At 64.2% G+C, this 16,045-nt stretch carries 11 protein-coding genes; 4 read left to right on the top strand and 7 right to left on the bottom strand.

Annotation, left to right across the window (positions count from 1 at the left end):
- The first annotated feature begins 56 nt into the window (after window positions 1–56).
- Both groL and CSAL_RS11010 read left to right on the top strand, forming a co-directional pair.
- Window positions 57–1,700, top strand: coding sequence for a chaperonin GroEL (groL, locus tag CSAL_RS11005; RefSeq protein WP_011507457.1), 1,644 nt, complete (start codon window positions 57–59; stop codon window positions 1,698–1,700).
- 170 nt (window positions 1,701–1,870) lie between these two features.
- Window positions 1,871–2,611: an RNA methyltransferase gene (locus CSAL_RS11010; RefSeq protein WP_011507458.1), complete on the top strand. Its 741-nt coding sequence runs from the start codon at window positions 1,871–1,873 to the stop codon at window positions 2,609–2,611.
- A 99-nt stretch (window positions 2,612–2,710) separates the two neighbouring features.
- On the opposite strand, the gene CSAL_RS11015 is transcribed toward CSAL_RS11010, so the two are convergent.
- The 7 genes from CSAL_RS11015 to gyrA all read right to left on the bottom strand — a co-directional run bounded on the left by CSAL_RS11015 (window position 2,711) and on the right by gyrA (window position 13,553).
- On the bottom strand, window positions 2,711–3,463 hold the full coding sequence (locus CSAL_RS11015; protein WP_043559455.1) for a VIT1/CCC1 transporter family protein: 753 nt from the start codon (window positions 3,461–3,463) through the stop codon (window positions 2,711–2,713).
- A 290-nt stretch (window positions 3,464–3,753) separates the two neighbouring features.
- On the bottom strand, window positions 3,754–5,433 hold the full coding sequence (gene rpsA / locus CSAL_RS11020; RefSeq protein WP_011507460.1) for a 30S ribosomal protein S1: 1,680 nt from the start codon (window positions 5,431–5,433) through the stop codon (window positions 3,754–3,756).
- Window positions 5,434–5,627: 194 nt separating this feature from the next.
- On the bottom strand, window positions 5,628–6,326 hold the full coding sequence (cmk, locus tag CSAL_RS11025) for a (d)CMP kinase (RefSeq protein ID WP_011507461.1): 699 nt from the start codon (window positions 6,324–6,326) through the stop codon (window positions 5,628–5,630).
- A complete protein-coding gene (locus CSAL_RS11030) occupies window positions 6,323–8,575 on the bottom strand; it encodes a bifunctional prephenate dehydrogenase/3-phosphoshikimate 1-carboxyvinyltransferase (RefSeq protein ID WP_011507462.1) in 2,253 nt (750 codons plus the stop codon). The genes cmk and CSAL_RS11030 overlap by 4 nt, the downstream gene beginning before the upstream one ends.
- The gene (gene pheA, locus CSAL_RS11035) at window positions 8,576–9,697 is read right to left on the bottom strand and encodes a prephenate dehydratase (protein ID WP_011507463.1); all 1,122 of its coding nucleotides are present in this window, start codon (window positions 9,695–9,697) and stop codon (window positions 8,576–8,578) included. It abuts the gene before it with no gap.
- Window positions 9,690–10,775, bottom strand: a complete 1,086-nt coding sequence (serC, locus tag CSAL_RS11040; protein ID WP_035412352.1) for a 3-phosphoserine/phosphohydroxythreonine transaminase — start codon at window positions 10,773–10,775, stop codon at window positions 9,690–9,692. Before serC ends, pheA begins: the two co-directional genes overlap by 8 nt.
- Window positions 10,776–10,829: 54 nt before the next feature.
- Complete coding sequence (gene gyrA, locus CSAL_RS11045; RefSeq protein WP_011507465.1) at window positions 10,830–13,553, bottom strand: DNA gyrase subunit A; 2,724 nt, start codon at window positions 13,551–13,553, stop codon at window positions 10,830–10,832.
- A gap of 387 nt (window positions 13,554–13,940) precedes the next feature.
- On the opposite strand from gyrA, the gene CSAL_RS11050 reads away from it, so the two are divergent.
- Both CSAL_RS11050 and CSAL_RS11055 read left to right on the top strand, forming a co-directional pair.
- Window positions 13,941–14,867: a recombination-associated protein RdgC gene (locus CSAL_RS11050; protein ID WP_011507466.1), complete on the top strand. Its 927-nt coding sequence runs from the start codon at window positions 13,941–13,943 to the stop codon at window positions 14,865–14,867.
- A complete protein-coding gene (locus tag CSAL_RS11055; RefSeq protein WP_011507467.1) occupies window positions 14,864–16,042 on the top strand; it encodes a 1-acyl-sn-glycerol-3-phosphate acyltransferase in 1,179 nt (392 codons plus the stop codon). The genes CSAL_RS11050 and CSAL_RS11055 overlap by 4 nt, the downstream gene beginning before the upstream one ends.
- Window positions 16,043–16,045: the final 3 nt, after the last annotated feature.

The raw sequence follows: 16,045 nt of genomic DNA on the forward strand, positions 1-16,045 counted from the left end.
GTTTCACGTTTGCGCGATGCATCGCGCCTACTACCTACTAATGGGAAGAGCTAGACATGGCAGCTAAACAAATCAAATTCTCCGATGATGCCCGCAAGCGCATGGCGCGTGGTGTTAACGTTCTGGCTGATGCGGTCAAGGTAACTCTCGGTCCGAAGGGACGTAACGTCGTACTGGAAAAGTCCTTCGGCTCTCCCACCGTGACCAAGGACGGTGTATCCGTCGCCAAGGAAATCGAACTCAAGGACAAGTTCGAGAACATGGGCGCACAGATGGTCAAGGAAGTCGCTTCCAAGACCTCTGACGTGGCCGGCGACGGCACCACCACGGCAACCGTCCTCGCGCAGTCCATCGTCACCGAGGGCATGAAGGGCGTCACCGCCGGCATGAACCCGATGGACCTCAAGCGTGGCATCGACCAGGCCGTCGACGCCGCCGTCAAGGAAATCCAGTCGCTTTCCGTGCCCTGCACCGATGCCAAGGCCATCGCCCAGGTCGGCACCATTTCCGCCAATGGCGACAAGCGTATCGGCGAAATCATTGCCGATGCCATGCAGAAGGTCGGCAAGGAAGGCGTCATCACCGTCGATGAAGGTCGCGGCTTCGAAGACGAGCTGGAAGTCGTCGAAGGCATGCAGTTCGATCGCGGTTACCTGTCGCCCTACTTCGTGACCAACCAGGACACCATGATGGTGGAACTGGAAGATCCGTACCTGCTGATGGTCGACAAGAAGATCTCCAACATCCGCGAACTGCTGCCGGTGCTGGAAGCCGTCGCCAAGTCCGGCAAGCCGTTGGGCATCATCGCCGAGGACATCGAAGGCGAAGCGCTGGCCACCCTGGTGGTCAACACCATGCGCGGCATCGTCAAGGCCGCGGCGACCAAGGCGCCCGGCTTCGGTGATCGTCGCAAGGCCATGCTGCAGGACATCGCCATCCTCACCGGTGGTACCGTGATTTCCGAGGAAGTCGGCTTGACCCTCGAGCAGGCCAACCTGGACCACCTGGGTAGCGCCAAGCGCGTCACCATGTCCAAGGAAAACACCACCATCATCGACGGTGCCGGTGTCGAAGCCGATATCGAAGCGCGCGTCAGCCAGATTCGCGCCCAGATCGAAGACACCAGCTCCGATTACGATCGCGAGAAGCTGCAGGAGCGTGTCGCCAAGCTGGCCGGCGGTGTCGCGGTCATCCGCGTGGGCGCAGCCACCGAGTTCGAGATGAAAGAGAAGAAGGCTCGCGTCGAAGACGCGCTGCACTCGACTCGTGCTGCCGTCGAGGAAGGCGTGGTGCCGGGGGGCGGTACCGCTCTGGTCCGCATCCTGAACAAGCTCGTCGACCTCAAGGGCGACAACGAAGACCAGACCCACGGGATTGCCATCGCCCTGCGCGCCATGGAAGCCCCGCTGCGTCAGATCGTGACCAACGCGGGTCAGGAAGCGTCCGTCATCGTCAACCAGGTCAAGGCCGGCGAAGGTAACTACGGTTACAACGCACAAACCGGCGAGTATGGCGACCTGTTCGACATGGGCGTTCTCGACCCGGCCAAGGTCACGCGCAGCGCGCTGCAGTCCGCTGGTTCCGTGGCGGGTCTGATGATCACCACCGAAGCCATGATCGCCGACGACCCGGACGAGAAAGAAGCCGGTGGCGGCGCACCGGACATGGGCGGCATGGGAGGCATGGGCGGCATGATGTAACGCTGCCAGCCGATTCCCGGGCCCTGTCCCGTGGCACGAACCCCTGCCGGGCGACCGGCAGGGGTTTTTCGTTGCCGGCCGGTCACCGGTGCCGTAGCCCGTAGCCCGTAGCCCGTAGCCCGTAGCCCAAGTACACTATCGCCCTGCCCTAGACTGCCTCGCGACTTCCTATGCTCTCCAATATTCGCATCGTACTCGTCCAGACCTTTCACCCCGGCAATATCGGCCAGGCGGCACGCGCCATGAAAACCATGGGCCTCAGCGACCTGGTGCTGGTCAATCCGCGCAGCTTTCCGGACGCGGAAGCGACTCGGCTGGCCGCAGGCGCCACCGATGTCATCGACAACGCACGCGTCGTCGAACACATCGCGCAAGCCGTGGGTGACTGCGTGCAGGTGGTAGGTGCCAGCGCGCGGCTGCGCAGCCTTCCCCTGCCGCATTTCGACGACCCCGAGCCCATGGCGTCCGAGCTGATCGAGCATGCACAAGACGCCCCGGTAGCCCTGGTATTCGGTCGCGAACGCTTCGGGCTGACGAATGATGAGATTCGCCATTGCACGCACCAGGTCAGCATCCCTGCCAACCCTGAATATGGCGTGCTCAACCTCGCCCAGGCGGTGCAGATCCTGGCCTACGAGGTGCGCCGAGCCTGGCGTCATCACCAGGCCAGCCCCGCGACCTCGCAAACACCGCCCTCGCTACCGACCCGCGACCAGATGGCCCATTTCGAGGCGCATTTGCACGAGGCCCTGGTGACATCGGGTTTCCTGACGCAACCTCATGCGCGTACCGAGGATCACCTGCGCGCACTCTTCGCGCGTGCACAGCCATCCCGCAAGGAGCTGTCCATTCTACGAGGCGTGTTATCGACGCTGGAGAAAGCGGGCAGTAATCCGCGTTCCTCCTCGTAGGCCCCGGCGTTGCCCCCGGCCGGACACACTCCGGCCTGGCATTGCCCCGACACATGTCTCTCGCCCCGGCCGCAGCCGGATGGTTCCCCTGCGCCCTCTCTAGCCGCCCAGCAGCATTTGCGCGCCATGGCCGGAGACGAATGCCAGCCCGGCGGCGGCGGATCCCATGCACAATGTCCGCAGCCCCGAGCGCCAGGCCGGCAGGCCATAGACCGCACTTTTCAGCATGCCGATACCCAGGAAGACAGCGGCGGCCACGCCCAGGCTTGTCAGAAACTGCGTGACGACGCTCAGCCCCGGCAACGCGTACGGCAACAAGGGCAACGCCCCCACTCCCAGAAAGGCCGCGAAGGTGACGAGTCCGGCGCGGAGGGGGCTCAGGCCCTCGCGTGACAAGCCATATTCCTCTCGCAGCATGGTGCTCACCCAGACCTCGGGGTCGCGGCACAACACCTCCACGACCTGCTCGAGCAGTTCGCCCTCGAACCCCTTGGCGCGAAACAGCTGGCGAATCTCCTCGCGCTCGCCTTCGGGCACCAGGGCAATATGTCGATGTTCGGTGCGCTCAGCGCTGGCGATCTGGGCCAGTTGCGCCTGACCTGCCTCGTAATTGCTGACCGCCATGCTCAAGCCATCGGCCAGCAAGTTGGCGAAACCCAGCACGAGCGCCACCTGTGGCGAGAATCCGGCACCGAATGCCCCCGAGACCACCGCGAAAGTGGTCACACAGCCATCGATGCCCCCAAGCACGGCATCGGGCAATGTCGAGGCTTTCGGCGTTATGCCCAGTCGTGCCTGGACGGCATCGGGCAGGTGATCGGCAAGAAGGCGCTGACGACTCGGGATTGGCATGACGAAGCGCTCGTGGAAGGCGAAGATGTGACTCTCGAGAAGGGCCGAGTCACCCCGGATCGACGCTGGATGCCGACGCTTCGCTTGCATCCTCGACACCGGCTCTCGATCGAGATCAGCGTAGCACCTGTGTGCCAATTTCGTCGGTCCCGGGGGCCGGATAGCACGAGCTGGAGCGCGTCACTCGGAAATGATGCACAAAAAAAACCGTGCCTCTCGCGAGGCACGGTTTTCGTTTGGCTTAGCGAGCCAAGGCCGTCGCGTGCGGGACGCGACGGCGATGTGCGGGCTTATTCGCCGCCCATCTGCTGCTTGATCAGATCACCGATGGTGGTCGGACCGGACTGCGGCTCAGCTTCCTGGTCGCGCAGTTTGCCCATGGCACGACGGGTATCCGTCTGATCCTTCGCCTTGACCGAGAGGTTGATCGCACGGTTCTTGCGATCGACGCCGACGATCTTGGCTTCGACGCTGTCGCCTTCGCTGAGCACGTTACGTGCATCTTCGACGCGATCGGCGCTGATTTCGGAGGCCTTGAGCACGGCGACGACATCGGTGGCCAGCTCGACGTGAGCTTCCTTGGCGTCGACTTCGACGACACGGCCAGTGACGACACTGCCCTTGTCATTCACGGCCAGGTACTCGGAAACCGGATCGGTTTCGAGCTGCTTGATGCCCAGCGAGATGCGCTCACGCTCCGGATCGATCGACAGGATGACCGCTTCGGCTTCATCACCCTTCTTGAACTTGCGCACGGCTTCTTCGCCGGGCTCGCTCCAGGAGATGTCGGACAGGTGAACCAGGCCGTCGATGCCGCCTTCGAGACCGATGAAGATACCGAAATCGGTGATCGACTTGATGGTCCCGGCAACACGGTCGCCCTTGTTGTAACGCGCGCTGAAGTCTTCCCACGGGTTGGTGGTGCACTGCTTGATGCCCAAGGAGATACGACGACGCTCTTCGTCGATATCCAGCACCATGACTTCGACGTCGTCGCCGACCTGAACGACTTTCGACGGATGGATGTTCTTGTTGGTCCAGTCCATTTCGGAGACGTGGACCAGGCCTTCGACACCCTCTTCCAGCTCGGCGAAGCAGCCGTAGTCGGTGAGGTTGGTGACGCGGGCGTTGACGCGCGTGTTTTCCGGGTAACGATCCTTGATGTTGACCCAGGGATCTTCGCCCAGCTGCTTCAAGCCGAGAGACACGCGATTGCGCTCGCGGTCGAACTTGAGCACCTTGACGTTGACTTCGTCGCCGACGGCCACGATTTCGCTCGGATGCTTGATGCGCTTCCAGGCCATGTCGGTGATGTGCAGCAGGCCGTCAACGCCACCCAGATCGACGAACGCACCGTAGTCGGTGAGGTTCTTGACGATACCGTTGATCTGCTGACCTTCCTGCAGGGTCGCCAGCAGCGCTTCGCGCTCGGCGCTGTTCTCGGCTTCGAGAACGGCACGGCGAGAGACCACGACGTTGTTGCGCTTCGGATCGAGCTTGATGACCTTGAAGTCCAGCTCTTTGTGTTCCAGGTGAGCGGTATCGCGCACCGGACGGACATCGACGAGAGAACCGGGCAGGAAGGCACGGATGGAAGAAACGTCGACCGTGAAGCCGCCCTTGACCTTGCCGTTGATCACGCCCTTGACGATTTCGTCCTTCTCGAAGGCCGCCTCCAGCTCTTTCCAGGCCTCGGCACGCTTGGCCTTCTCGCGAGACAGGCGTGTCTCGCCGAAACCGTCCTCGACGGCTTCCAGGGCAACTTTGACTTCATCGCCCACGGCGATAGTCAACTCGCCGTTGTCATCACGGAACTGCGCCGCGGGGATTTGCCCCTCGGACTTCAGACCCGCGTTGACGGTAATCCAGTCACCTTCGATGTCGACCACGGTTGCCATGACGATGGCACCGGGCTCCATGTTGATGTCCTGGAGAGACTGTTCGAACAGTTCAGCAAAGCTTTCGCTCATGTCGTTCCTACGTGATCAACGTTAATAGCGGCCAGGCCGCTCGTTCTCCGCACCACCAGCGAGTGCGGGCCTTTCCTACATATCCCTGGGGACGTTGGCGCTGGTTCGACCTGCGAAGGCTCTCGATTATCGCCCGCGCACGTCATGACGTCTGGCCAGGGTCTCCGGATGGGTGCCCGTTTCACCCCAGCTACTCAGTTCGGGAGGTCGAGCCCACGTTCACTGAGTAGCCTTTCGATACGCTCCACCACGTCCGGTATCGCAAGACTCGTGCTGTCCAGCAAGACAGCATCGTCGGCCGGCTTGAGTGGCGCCACCGCGCGTTGCATGTCGCGCGCATCACGAGCCTTTATTTCCTCTAGAAGACTCGCTAGATTAGCATCCACACCGGCATTCAGCAACTGCTCGTGGCGACGCCGCGCGCGTTCCTCGGCCGAGGCGGTCAAGTAGATCTTCAACTCGGCCTGCGGGAACACCACCGTGCCCATGTCGCGCCCGTCGGCCACCAGGCCTGGCGCGGCGCGAAAGTCGCGCTGACGCGTCAGCAAGGCATCGCGCACGCGCGGCAGCGACGCCACCTGCGAGGCCGCGTCACCGACCGCCTCGGTGCGGATGTCCCCCGTCACGTCCTCGCCTTCCAGCATGATGCGGGCGTCTCCGTCCTGGGCCACGAACGCGACATCCAGGGTTTCGGCGCAGCTCGCCAGTGCCATGTCGTCGTCGAGCGCCAGGCCATGCTTGAGCGCCGCCAGTGCCGTCAGGCGGTACAGTGCCCCGGAGTCGAGCAGGTGCCAGCCCAGGCGCTCGGCGATCAGGCGACTCACGGTTCCCTTGCCCGCACCGCCCGGGCCGTCGACGGTCAGGACGGGCATTGCCGAATCCGGCGAACTCATGACACCTCCTGCTCGTCCAGCACCAGCCCCACGCGACGCGCGAGATCCACGAAGCCGGGGAACGAGGTGGCCACGTTGGCGCAGTCATCGATGACGATCTCGTCGCTGGCCCTCAGCGCCGCCACGGCAAAGGCCATCGCGATACGGTGATCGCCCAGGCTATCGACCTGTCCGCCGCGGTAGTGTGCTGCCGGCGTCTCGTCCGCGCTGGCCCGCCCGACGATATCGATACCGTCCGGATACACGGTATTGTCCACGCCCAGCGTGGTCAGGCCGTCGGCCATCGCCTGGATGCGATCGGATTCCTTGACGCGCAACTCTTCCGCGCCGCGCAGCCGGGTCACGCCCTCGGCATTGGCCGCGGCGACGAACAGCGCAGGGAACTCATCGATGGCCAGCGGCACCTGATCGGTCGGAATGTCGATGCCCTTGAGCGGCGCATAGCGAATGCGGATGTCGGCCACCGGCTCGCCCCCCACCTCGCGCGGCTCCTGAAGGGTGAGATCGGCCCCCATGGCCTGGAGTATGTTGATCACGCCGATACGCGTCGGATTGATGCCGACATGCTCCAGCAGCAGGTCCGACCCCGGGGTGATGGCCGCCGCCACCAGGAAAAACGTGGCCGATGAAATATCCGACGGCACATCGATGGGCGATGCCGCCAGGCGACCGCCTCCCTGCAGCCAGGCTTCATCGCCGTCGCGCTGCACCGGGTACCCGAAGCCGTTGAGCATGCGCTCGGTATGATCGCGCGTCGGCGCCGGCTCGCGCACTCGCGTTTCCCCCTCGGCATAGAGTCCCGCCAGCAGCAGGCAGGACTTCACCTGGGCGCTGGCCATGGGCATGTCGTAGCGGATGCCGGAAAGCGCCTGCCCGCCGCGGATCGTCAGCGGCGGCCGGCCGCCCTCCGCGGTTTCGATCACCGCCCCCATCTCGCGCAGCGGATCGGCGATGCGCCCCATGGGACGCTTGTTCAGCGAGACATCGCCGGTCAGCTCGGTATCGAAGGCCTGCCCCGCCAGCAGCCCGGCGAACAGACGCATGGCCGTCCCCGAGTTGCCCACGTAGAGCGGCCCGGCGGGCGCCGTCAAGCCGTGCAGCCCGACTCCATGAATCGTCACGCGGCCGTGATGCGGCCCTTCGATGGCCACGCCCATTTCACGAAACGCCTGCAGGGTCGCCAGGCTGTCCTCGCCTTCGAGAAAGCCGTGCACCTCGGTCACGCCGTCGGCCAGCGCGCCGAGCATGATCGAGCGGTGAGAGATCGACTTGTCGCCGGGGACGCGGATCTGACCGCGGACGGCACCACCGGGACTCACACGGTAGCGGATATTGCGTTGTTCCATCGCCTGATAACTCGTCTGGTTCAAAAGCGTATCGAAGTATTGCCGTGCATGGCTGGCACGGTCGAATACCGCCAACATGGCATCGCCATCGCCCTCGGTCACGGCGCGCCGTAGCCGCGCCACCCCGGCTTCGAATTCGTCCAGCGCACCGAGCACCGCGTCGCGGTTGGCACTGAAGATGTCCCGCCACATGACGGGATCGCTGCCCGCGATCCGGGTGAAATCGCGAAACCCGCCCGCCGCGTAACGAAAGATATCCAGGCGCTCGTCCTGACGGGCCAGGGTATCCACCAGCGAGAACGCCAGCAGATGCGGAAGATGGCTGGTCCGGGCCAGCACCTGATCGTGCCGCTCCGGTGTCATTTCCAGCAACTGTGCACCGCATGCCGCCCACAGGGCGCGCACGCGGGCCAAGGCGTCGGGATCGGTATCCTCGCGGGGCGTCAGTATCACCTTGTGCTGTCGATACAGTGACGCATCCGCGGCCGCGACGCCGTTTTTCTCGGAGCCCGCGATCGGATGGCCGAGCACGAAACGCGGCGGCAGATGCCCGAAGACCCGCACCACTGCCGCTTCGATGGCACTTTTGGTGCTGCCCACGTCGGTGACCACCTGCGCGTCGAGCCGAGGCGCCAGCGTTCGCAACACGTCTTCCATTGCCAGCACCGGCACCGCCAGCACGATCAGCGAACTCTCGGCGACCCAAGGGGCGAGCTGCGTGCCGCCGTCATCGATCAACCCCATGTCGATCCCGCGTGCCACCTCGTCGGCATCACAGTCGCAGGCCACGATGCGTCCCCGATACCCCGATGCCTTGAGGGCCGCGGCCAGGGAGCCGCCGATCAGCCCCAGGCCGACGATGAGGATGCCCCGCTCGGCGGGGGCACATGGCATTGCCGACATTTACAGCACACCCACCGGATAGGACCCCAGCACCTTGAGCTCGGCGGCACGCAGGGTGATCTCCTCGAGCACCGCCGCCACCTGCGGGTCGTCGCGGTGGCCCTTGAAGTCGATGAAGAATACGTAGTTCCAGACCCCCGTGCGCGATGGCCGGGTCTCGACGCGGGTCAGGTCGATCTTGTGGCGATGGAACGGCTCGAGCAGATCGTGCAGCGCCCCGGGCTGGTTGCGCATGGCGACGACGATGGATGTCTTGTCGTCGCCTGAGATCGGCGTGTCCTGGTGGCCGATGATCAGAAAGCGCGTCGAGTTGTCGGGTCGATCCTCGATCTTCTCGGCGACCTTGTCCAGCGCGTAGCGCTTGGCGGCCATGTCGCCGGCGATCGCGGCGCTGTGCCATTCGCTCTTGATCAGGCGCGCCGCTTCGGCGTTGGAGGACACCGGCACTCGCTCGGCATTGGGGTAATGCGCATCCAACCACTTGCGGCACTGCGCCAGCGACTGGGGATGTGAATAGATCCGCGAGATCTTGTCGCGACGCGTGGTATCGGAAACCAGCAGATGGTGGTGAATGCGCAGCACCACCTCGCCGCAGATTCGCAGGCTGGCGTCCATGAAGGTATCCAGCGTGCTGTTGACGATCCCCTCGGTGGAGTTTTCCACCGGCACCACCCCGAAATGCGCGGCGCCGGCTTCCACCTCGCGGAAGACCTCGTCGATGGCGGCCATCGGCAGACTCACCGCGCTATCGCCGAAATGCTTGAGCGCTGCCTGCTGGGTGAAGGTACCCTCGGGCCCCAGATACGCGACCTTGACCGGCCGCTCCAGCGCCAGGCACGCCGACATGATCTCGCGAAACAGGCGGGCCATTTCCTCGTCGTCGAGCGGCCCTTTGTTGAGCGCCATGATGCGCCGCAGGACCTGGGCCTCGCGCTCGGGTCGATAGAAGGTCGCCTGAGGATCGGAATCGGTCTTCACCTGCGCCACCTGCTGCGCGCAATGGGCACGCTCGCTGATCAGCTCGAGGATCTGGCTATCCAGCGCATCGATCCGCTCGCGCAATGCCGGCAGGTCGGCCGAAGTGACGGGGACGTTGTTATCGGACATGTCGTGATCAGCCATGACGTCGTTCGAACTCCTGCATGAAATCGACCAGCGCATCCACCGCCGCCTCGGGCACGGCGTTGTACAGGCTGGCGCGCATGCCCCCCACGCTGCGATGGCCCTTGAGGTTCAACAGCCCCGCCGCCTCGGCGTCACGCAGGAACGTGGCATTGAGCGCGTCGTCCGCCAGCACGAAGGGCACGTTCATGCGCGAACGATTGGCCGTGGCGATCGGATTCGAGTAGAAGCCGCTGGCATCGATGGCCGCATACAGCTTGGCGGCCTTGCGATCGTTGATGCGGTCCATGGCCTCGAGACCGCCGACGTCATGTCGCAGCCAGTCGAACACCAGCCCCGCCAGATACCAGGCATAGGTCGGCGGCGTGTTGAACATCGAGCCATGCTCGGCCATCACGCGGTAGTTGAACATGGTCGGGGTCGAGGGCAAGGCGCGATCGAGCAGATCGTCGCGCACGATGACCAGGGTCAGTCCCGCCGGCCCGATGTTCTTCTGCGCTCCCGCGTAGATGATCCCGAACCGCGACACGTCCAGCGGACCCGAGAGGATCGACGACGACATGTCGCACACCAGCGGCACCTCGCCGACCTCGGGAATGTAGTCGTACGCCAGGCCACCGATGGTCTCGTTATCGGTGTAATGCAGATACGCCGCATCGTCCGAGACGGCAATGTCCGACGGACGTGGCACGGCCGTCAGGCCGTTGGCCTCGCTCGAGGCCGCCACGTGGGCACCCGCGAGATGACGCGCCTCGTTGATCGCCTTCTTGCCCCAGATGCCGGTATACAGGTAGTTCGGCGTGCCTCCGGCGCCCAGCAGGTTGTAGGGCACCATCGCGAACTGACTGGAGGCACCGCCCTGCATGAACAGCACCCGGTAGTTGTCGGGCACGCCAAGCAGCTCGCGCAGGTCACGCTCGGCCTGGGCGGCGATGTCGGCGAAGGCCTCGCTGCGATGACTCATCTCCATGACCGACAAGCCTTGGCCATGATAGTCGAGCAGCTCGTCGCGGGCGCGTTCGAGCACGGGGGCAGGCAGTGCCGCGGGTCCGGCACAGAAGTTGAATCTACGTGTCATCAGCGTCATTCCAAACGTAAAGCGGCCCCTCCCCCGGAGCGGCCGCATTGAGCCTCAATCGTCTTGCGGCGCCTCGTCGCTCGGTGCACCGTCATCCGGCGTTGGCGTCGCCTCTGCGGTTGCCGCCCCTTCTTCTGAATCGAGGGCTTCGGCGTCGAGGGCATCGTCCTCCACGGCATCGGGTTCATCGACGCGTACCGTGGCGACCAGGTGCTCGCCTTCCCCGGTACGGATCAGGGTGACCCCTTGGGTGTTGCGCGAGGAAACCGAGACCTCGCCGACCCGAGTACGCACCAGCGTGCCCTTGTCGGTGATCAGCATCATCTCGTCGCTGTCGCGCACCTGGATCGCCGCCACCAGGGCACCATTGCGCTGCGAGGTCTGCATGGCGATCACCCCTTGGCCGCCGCGTCCGCGCAGCGGGAACTCGTCGAGGCGCGTGCGCTTGCCGTAACCGTTCTCGGACGCGGTGAGGATGTAGACCTGATCCTCGCCGACCGTCTCGACCGGGCGCTCTTCCGCGTCATCGTCGGTCTCCGCGTCGATGGTCAACGACTGCGGAATGATCAAGCTGATGACCTCGGCGCCGCCTTGCAGGCGCATGCCGCGAACGCCGCGCGCGGTGCGTCCCATGGCGCGCACGTTGCCTTCCTCGAAACGAATCGCCTTGCCATTGGAGGACAACAGCATGGCGTGGTCGTTGCCGGACGTGATCGCCGCACCGACCAGGCGGTCGTCCTCCTCGAGATCGATGGCGATGAGCCCCACGCTGCGCGGCCGCGAGAACTGCTCCAGCGAGGTCCGCTTGACGGTCCCCTTGGCGGTGGCGAAGAAGATGTAACTGTCCTCGCGGTACTCGCGCACCGGCAGGATGGCGTTGATGGCCTCGCCCTCGTCCAGCGGCAGCAGGTTGATCAACGGCTTGCCGCGCGAACCGCGACTGGCGTTGGGCATCTCGTAGACCTTGAGCCAGTAGACCTTGCCACGATTGGAGAACAGCAGCACGGTGTCGTGGGTCGAGGCCACCAGCAGGTGCTCGATGATGTCCTCGTCCTTCATGGTGGTCGCCGACTTGCCGCGGCCGCCGCGCCGCTGCGCCTGGTAGTCGGACAGCGGCTGCGTCTTGGCATAGCCGCTGCGCGAAATGGTGACCACCATGTCTTCTTCGTTGATCAGGTCCTCGATGGTCAGGTCCAGATGGCTGGCCTGAATCTCGGTCTTGCGTTCATCGCCGTACTGATCGCGAATGGCCTGGAGCTCCTCGCGGATGACGTCCAGCAGTCGCTCCGGGGAGGCCAGAATTTCATTGAGTTCGGCGATGCGCTTGAGAATCGAGAGATACTCATCGAGCAGCTTCTCGGTCTCGAGCCCGGTCAACCGGTGCAGGCGCAGTTCCAGGATGGCCTGGGCCTGGGCCGGCGACAGGCGATATTCGTTCTGGCCTTCGGCGAGGCCGTATCCTTCTTCGAGATCCTCGGGCTTGCACGAGGTGGCACCGGCACGCTCGAGCATGTCGGTGACCTGCCCCGGCCGCCAGGCGCGCGCCACGAGCTTTTCCTTGGCTTCCGCCGCCGAGGGCGAGGCCTTGATCAGCTCGATCACCTCATCGATGTTGGAGATCGCCACCGCCAGACCCTCGAGGATATGGCCGCGATCGCGCGCCTTCTTGAGCTCGAACAGGGTGCGCCGCGTCACCACCTCGCGGCGGTGACGGACGAAGGCCTCGAGAATCTCCTTGAGATTGAGAATCTTCGGCTGACCGTTATCCAGCGCCACCATGTTGATGCCGAACACGGTCTGCAACTGGGTGTGCGCGAACAGGTTGTTGACGACGACATCGCCGGACTCGCCGCGCTTGACCTCGATCACCACGCGCAGGCCTTCCTTGTCGGACTCGTCGCGCAGCTCGGCGATGCCTTCGATGCGCTTGTCCTTTACCAGCTCGGCGATCTTCTCGATCAAGCGTGCCTTGTTCACCTGATACGGCAGCTCGGTGACGATGATGTGATCGCGACCGGTCTTTTCGTCATGCTCGATGGTGTGGCGAGCCCGCACGTAGATGCGCCCGCGCCCGGTGCGATATGCCTCGAGAATCCCGGCGCGCCCGTTGATGATTCCCCCGGTGGGGAAATCGGGGCCGGGAATGTAGGCCATCAGATCGTCGATGCTGAGCGTGTAGTCGTCGATCAGCGCCAGACAGCCATCGATGATCTCGCGCATGTTGTGCGGCGGGATATTGGTCGCCATGCCCACGGCGATGCCCGAGGCCCCGTTGACCAGCAGGTTGGGGACCTTGGTCGGCAACACCTCGGGAATGCGTTCGGTACCGTCGTAGTTGTCGACCCAGTCGACGGTATCCTTTTCCAGGTCGGCCAGCAGCTCATGAGCGAGCCGCGACATGCGCACCTCGGTGTAACGCATGGCCGCCGCGCTGTCACCGTCGATGGAACCGAAGTTGCCCTGGCCGTCGACCAGGACATAGCGCATGGAAAACTCCTGCGCCATGCGCACGATGGTGTCGTAGACGGCGCTATCACCATGCGGGTGATACTTACCGATCACGTCACCCACGACACGGGCCGATTTCTTGTAGGCTTTGTTCCAGTCGTTACCGAGTTCGTGCATGGCGAACAACACGCGCCGGTGCACAGGCTTGAGGCCATCGCGTACATCCGGCAGCGCACGGCCGATGATCACGCTCATGGCGTAATCGAGATACGACTGCTTGAGTTCGTCCTCGATATTGACTGGCAGAATTTCTCTGGCGATCTCACCCATGGGTCGTTCAATCCTTTGCACCGCGCCATACCATCGGTCATGGCACTGAATGAAACGAACAGTGTTGCCGCATCGGGCACGAGGCCCCTGCAAGCCACTCTTCAGCGCTCGACGCCAATGGCCGTCACAGCAATCATTGAGCTTCGATGGCGGACCCCACCTCACGGGGGGCCCGAATCGAGCCATCATACCATTTCACATGCCATTGCGGCAGGCTTGGACCACGCATTCATGCCCCGGCGCTGCAACGTCGCCCCGCTTTTTCAGTGAACGCCGTCATGCCGTTTTCGACGCTCGACGCCTGATCGGCGAACGCATCCCGCCCGGGGAGGTGGCACGGGCCGCGGCGTTTCGCCATAATGAGCCCCTTTGTGATGGAACAGGCCCATGTGGTTCAAGCACTTGCATCTCTATCGTCTGCACGACACGACGCCGGTCGCGCTCGATGCACTCGAAACGGCACTGGAGGCATTCGCCTTTCGCCCGGTGTCGCCCAGCGAGGGCAAACGCCTCGGCTGGCAGTGCCCTGCGGGACGTCACGGGCAGCAACGCGTGCATGAGATCCAAGGCCATCGCCTCCTCTCCGCCCTGCGTCAGGAGCGCCTGCTGCCCGCATCGGTGATTCGCGAGGAAGTCGAGGAGCGTGCCGCCGAGCGCGAGGCTGCCGAAGGCCGCCCCTTGCCGCGTCGCGACCGCCAGGCGATCAAGGAGCAGGTCGTCGAGGAGCTCCTGCCCCGCGCCTTCACCCGCAGTCAGCGCATCGACCTGTGGTGGGACACCGCCCGCGGGCTCATCGCCATCAACTGCGCCAGCCGCACGCGTGCCGAGGAGGCCCTCGACCTGCTGCGGCAGTCGCTGGGGTCGCTCCAGGTGACGCCGCTCACGGTGCGCCAGTTGCCATCGCGCACCATGACCACCTGGCTGGAAGACATGACGTCACGCCCCGAAGGACTGCGCCTGGGCGATCAGGTCGAACTCAAGGATGCCGGTGACGACGGTGTCTGGCGTGCACGTGGCATCGACCTCGACGGCGACGAAGTGCAAAGCGTGCTGGCCGGCGGCCGCCAGGCCAGCCGTCTGGCGCTGGACATCGAAGACCAGCTGTCGCTGGTCTTGCATGATGATCTGACGCTCAAGTCGTTACGCTTCGCCGACGCCGTGCTCGACGAAGCGTCGCAAAACGAGGACGATGACGACCCCATACTGCGCCTGGAAACGGACTTCGCCCTCATGGCCCACGTACTTTCTGGATTCATCGAACAACTCATCGACTGGCTGGGCGGTGAAGCCGACCCGGCAGCGCCGACATCATGACGCACGCATCGACTCCGCATTCCGCCCCGCACGACTTCGACGCCATCCGTCCCTATCACGACGACGAGGTCGCCAGCGTTCTCGATCGCCTCGCCCATTGCGACGAGCTGCTCGACGCGATCACGCATTTCCGCCTGCCTCGCCTGGCGCGCCACGCCCCCCCCGTGGCACGCTTCTTGGCACGCCTGGGTCTGCAGCGCGAAATGCGCAACATCGAGAGTGTCGCGGCCTTCCAGCAGCGCATCGCACGCTACATGGCCCGCATGATCGCCACCACCACGGATGGCTTCGAGATCGAGGGGCTCGAGCACCTCGATGCCGACAAGGCCTACCTCTTCATCGGCAATCATCGCGACATCGCGCTCGATCCGGCCTTCGTCAACTACGCGCTGTACCAGAAAGGACGCAACACGGTACGCATCGCCATCGGCGACAACCTGCTGCAAAAGCCGTTCGTCAACGATCTCATGCGCCTCAACAAGAGCTTCATCGTTCCCCGCTCCGCCAAGGGCAAGCGCGCGATGCTGCAGGCGTATCAGACCCTGTCGCGCTATATCCGGCACTCGATCACCGTCGACAATCACTCGATCTGGATCGCCGAGCGCGAAGGACGCGCCAAGGACGGGATCGACCGCGCCGATACCGCCATCGTCAAGATGCTGGGCATGGCACAGCGCATGGACGATGGCGAGGCCGACATCGGCGCCGCGGTGGCCGAGCTGCGCCTGGTGCCGGTCTCCATCAGCTACGAATACGATCCCTGCGACCTGCAGAAGGCACGCGAGCTCCACGCTCGACATACGGAAGGGAGTTACGAGAAGGTCGAGTTCGAGGACATTCAGTCCATCGTCGCCGGCATCACGGGACACAAGGGACGCATCCGCCTGACGTTCGGCACGCCCTTGAGCCGCGACTTCGACACACCCGAAGCCGTGACCCAGGAAATCGACCGCCAGGTACTGGCGAACTACCACATGTTCCCCAGCCATCAGCTGGCGCTGGAAGCCAGCGGCCTGGCACCGGAACTGGTCGACCTCAGCGAGGTCACCGATGCCGACCGCCAGCGTTTCGAAACGCGGCTGGCATCGGTGCCCGAGCATCTGAGGTACTGGTGGTTACGCCAATACGCCAACCCCATCCTCAATCGCGCCGGGCATGTCGAGGAAGAGGCCTGAGGC

The organism is Chromohalobacter israelensis DSM 3043 (assembly GCF_000055785.1).
Taxonomy (GTDB): domain Bacteria; phylum Pseudomonadota; class Gammaproteobacteria; order Pseudomonadales; family Halomonadaceae; genus Chromohalobacter; species Chromohalobacter israelensis.

Excerpts from the sequence above, each read along its gene's own strand:
- groL (WP_011507457.1), top strand. The coding sequence starts at position 57 with ATGGCAGCTAAACAAATCAAATTCTCCGATGATGCCCGCAAGCGCATG.
- CSAL_RS11010 (WP_011507458.1), top strand. The coding sequence starts at position 1,871 with ATGCTCTCCAATATTCGCATCGTACTCGTCCAGACCTTTCACCCCGGC.
- CSAL_RS11015 (WP_043559455.1), bottom strand. The coding sequence starts at position 3,463 with ATGCCAATCCCGAGTCGTCAGCGCCTTCTTGCCGATCACCTGCCCGAT.
- rpsA (WP_011507460.1), bottom strand. The coding sequence starts at position 5,433 with ATGAGCGAAAGCTTTGCTGAACTGTTCGAACAGTCTCTCCAGGACATC.
- cmk (WP_011507461.1), bottom strand. The coding sequence starts at position 6,326 with ATGAGTTCGCCGGATTCGGCAATGCCCGTCCTGACCGTCGACGGCCCG.
- CSAL_RS11030 (WP_011507462.1), bottom strand. The coding sequence starts at position 8,575 with ATGTCGGCAATGCCATGTGCCCCCGCCGAGCGGGGCATCCTCATCGTC.
- pheA (WP_011507463.1), bottom strand. The coding sequence starts at position 9,697 with ATGGCTGATCACGACATGTCCGATAACAACGTCCCCGTCACTTCGGCC.
- serC (WP_035412352.1), bottom strand. The coding sequence starts at position 10,775 with ATGACACGTAGATTCAACTTCTGTGCCGGACCCGCGGCACTGCCTGCC.
- gyrA (WP_011507465.1), bottom strand. The coding sequence starts at position 13,553 with ATGGGTGAGATCGCCAGAGAAATTCTGCCAGTCAATATCGAGGACGAA.
- CSAL_RS11050 (WP_011507466.1), top strand. The coding sequence starts at position 13,941 with ATGTGGTTCAAGCACTTGCATCTCTATCGTCTGCACGACACGACGCCG.
- CSAL_RS11055 (WP_011507467.1), top strand. The coding sequence starts at position 14,864 with ATGACGCACGCATCGACTCCGCATTCCGCCCCGCACGACTTCGACGCC.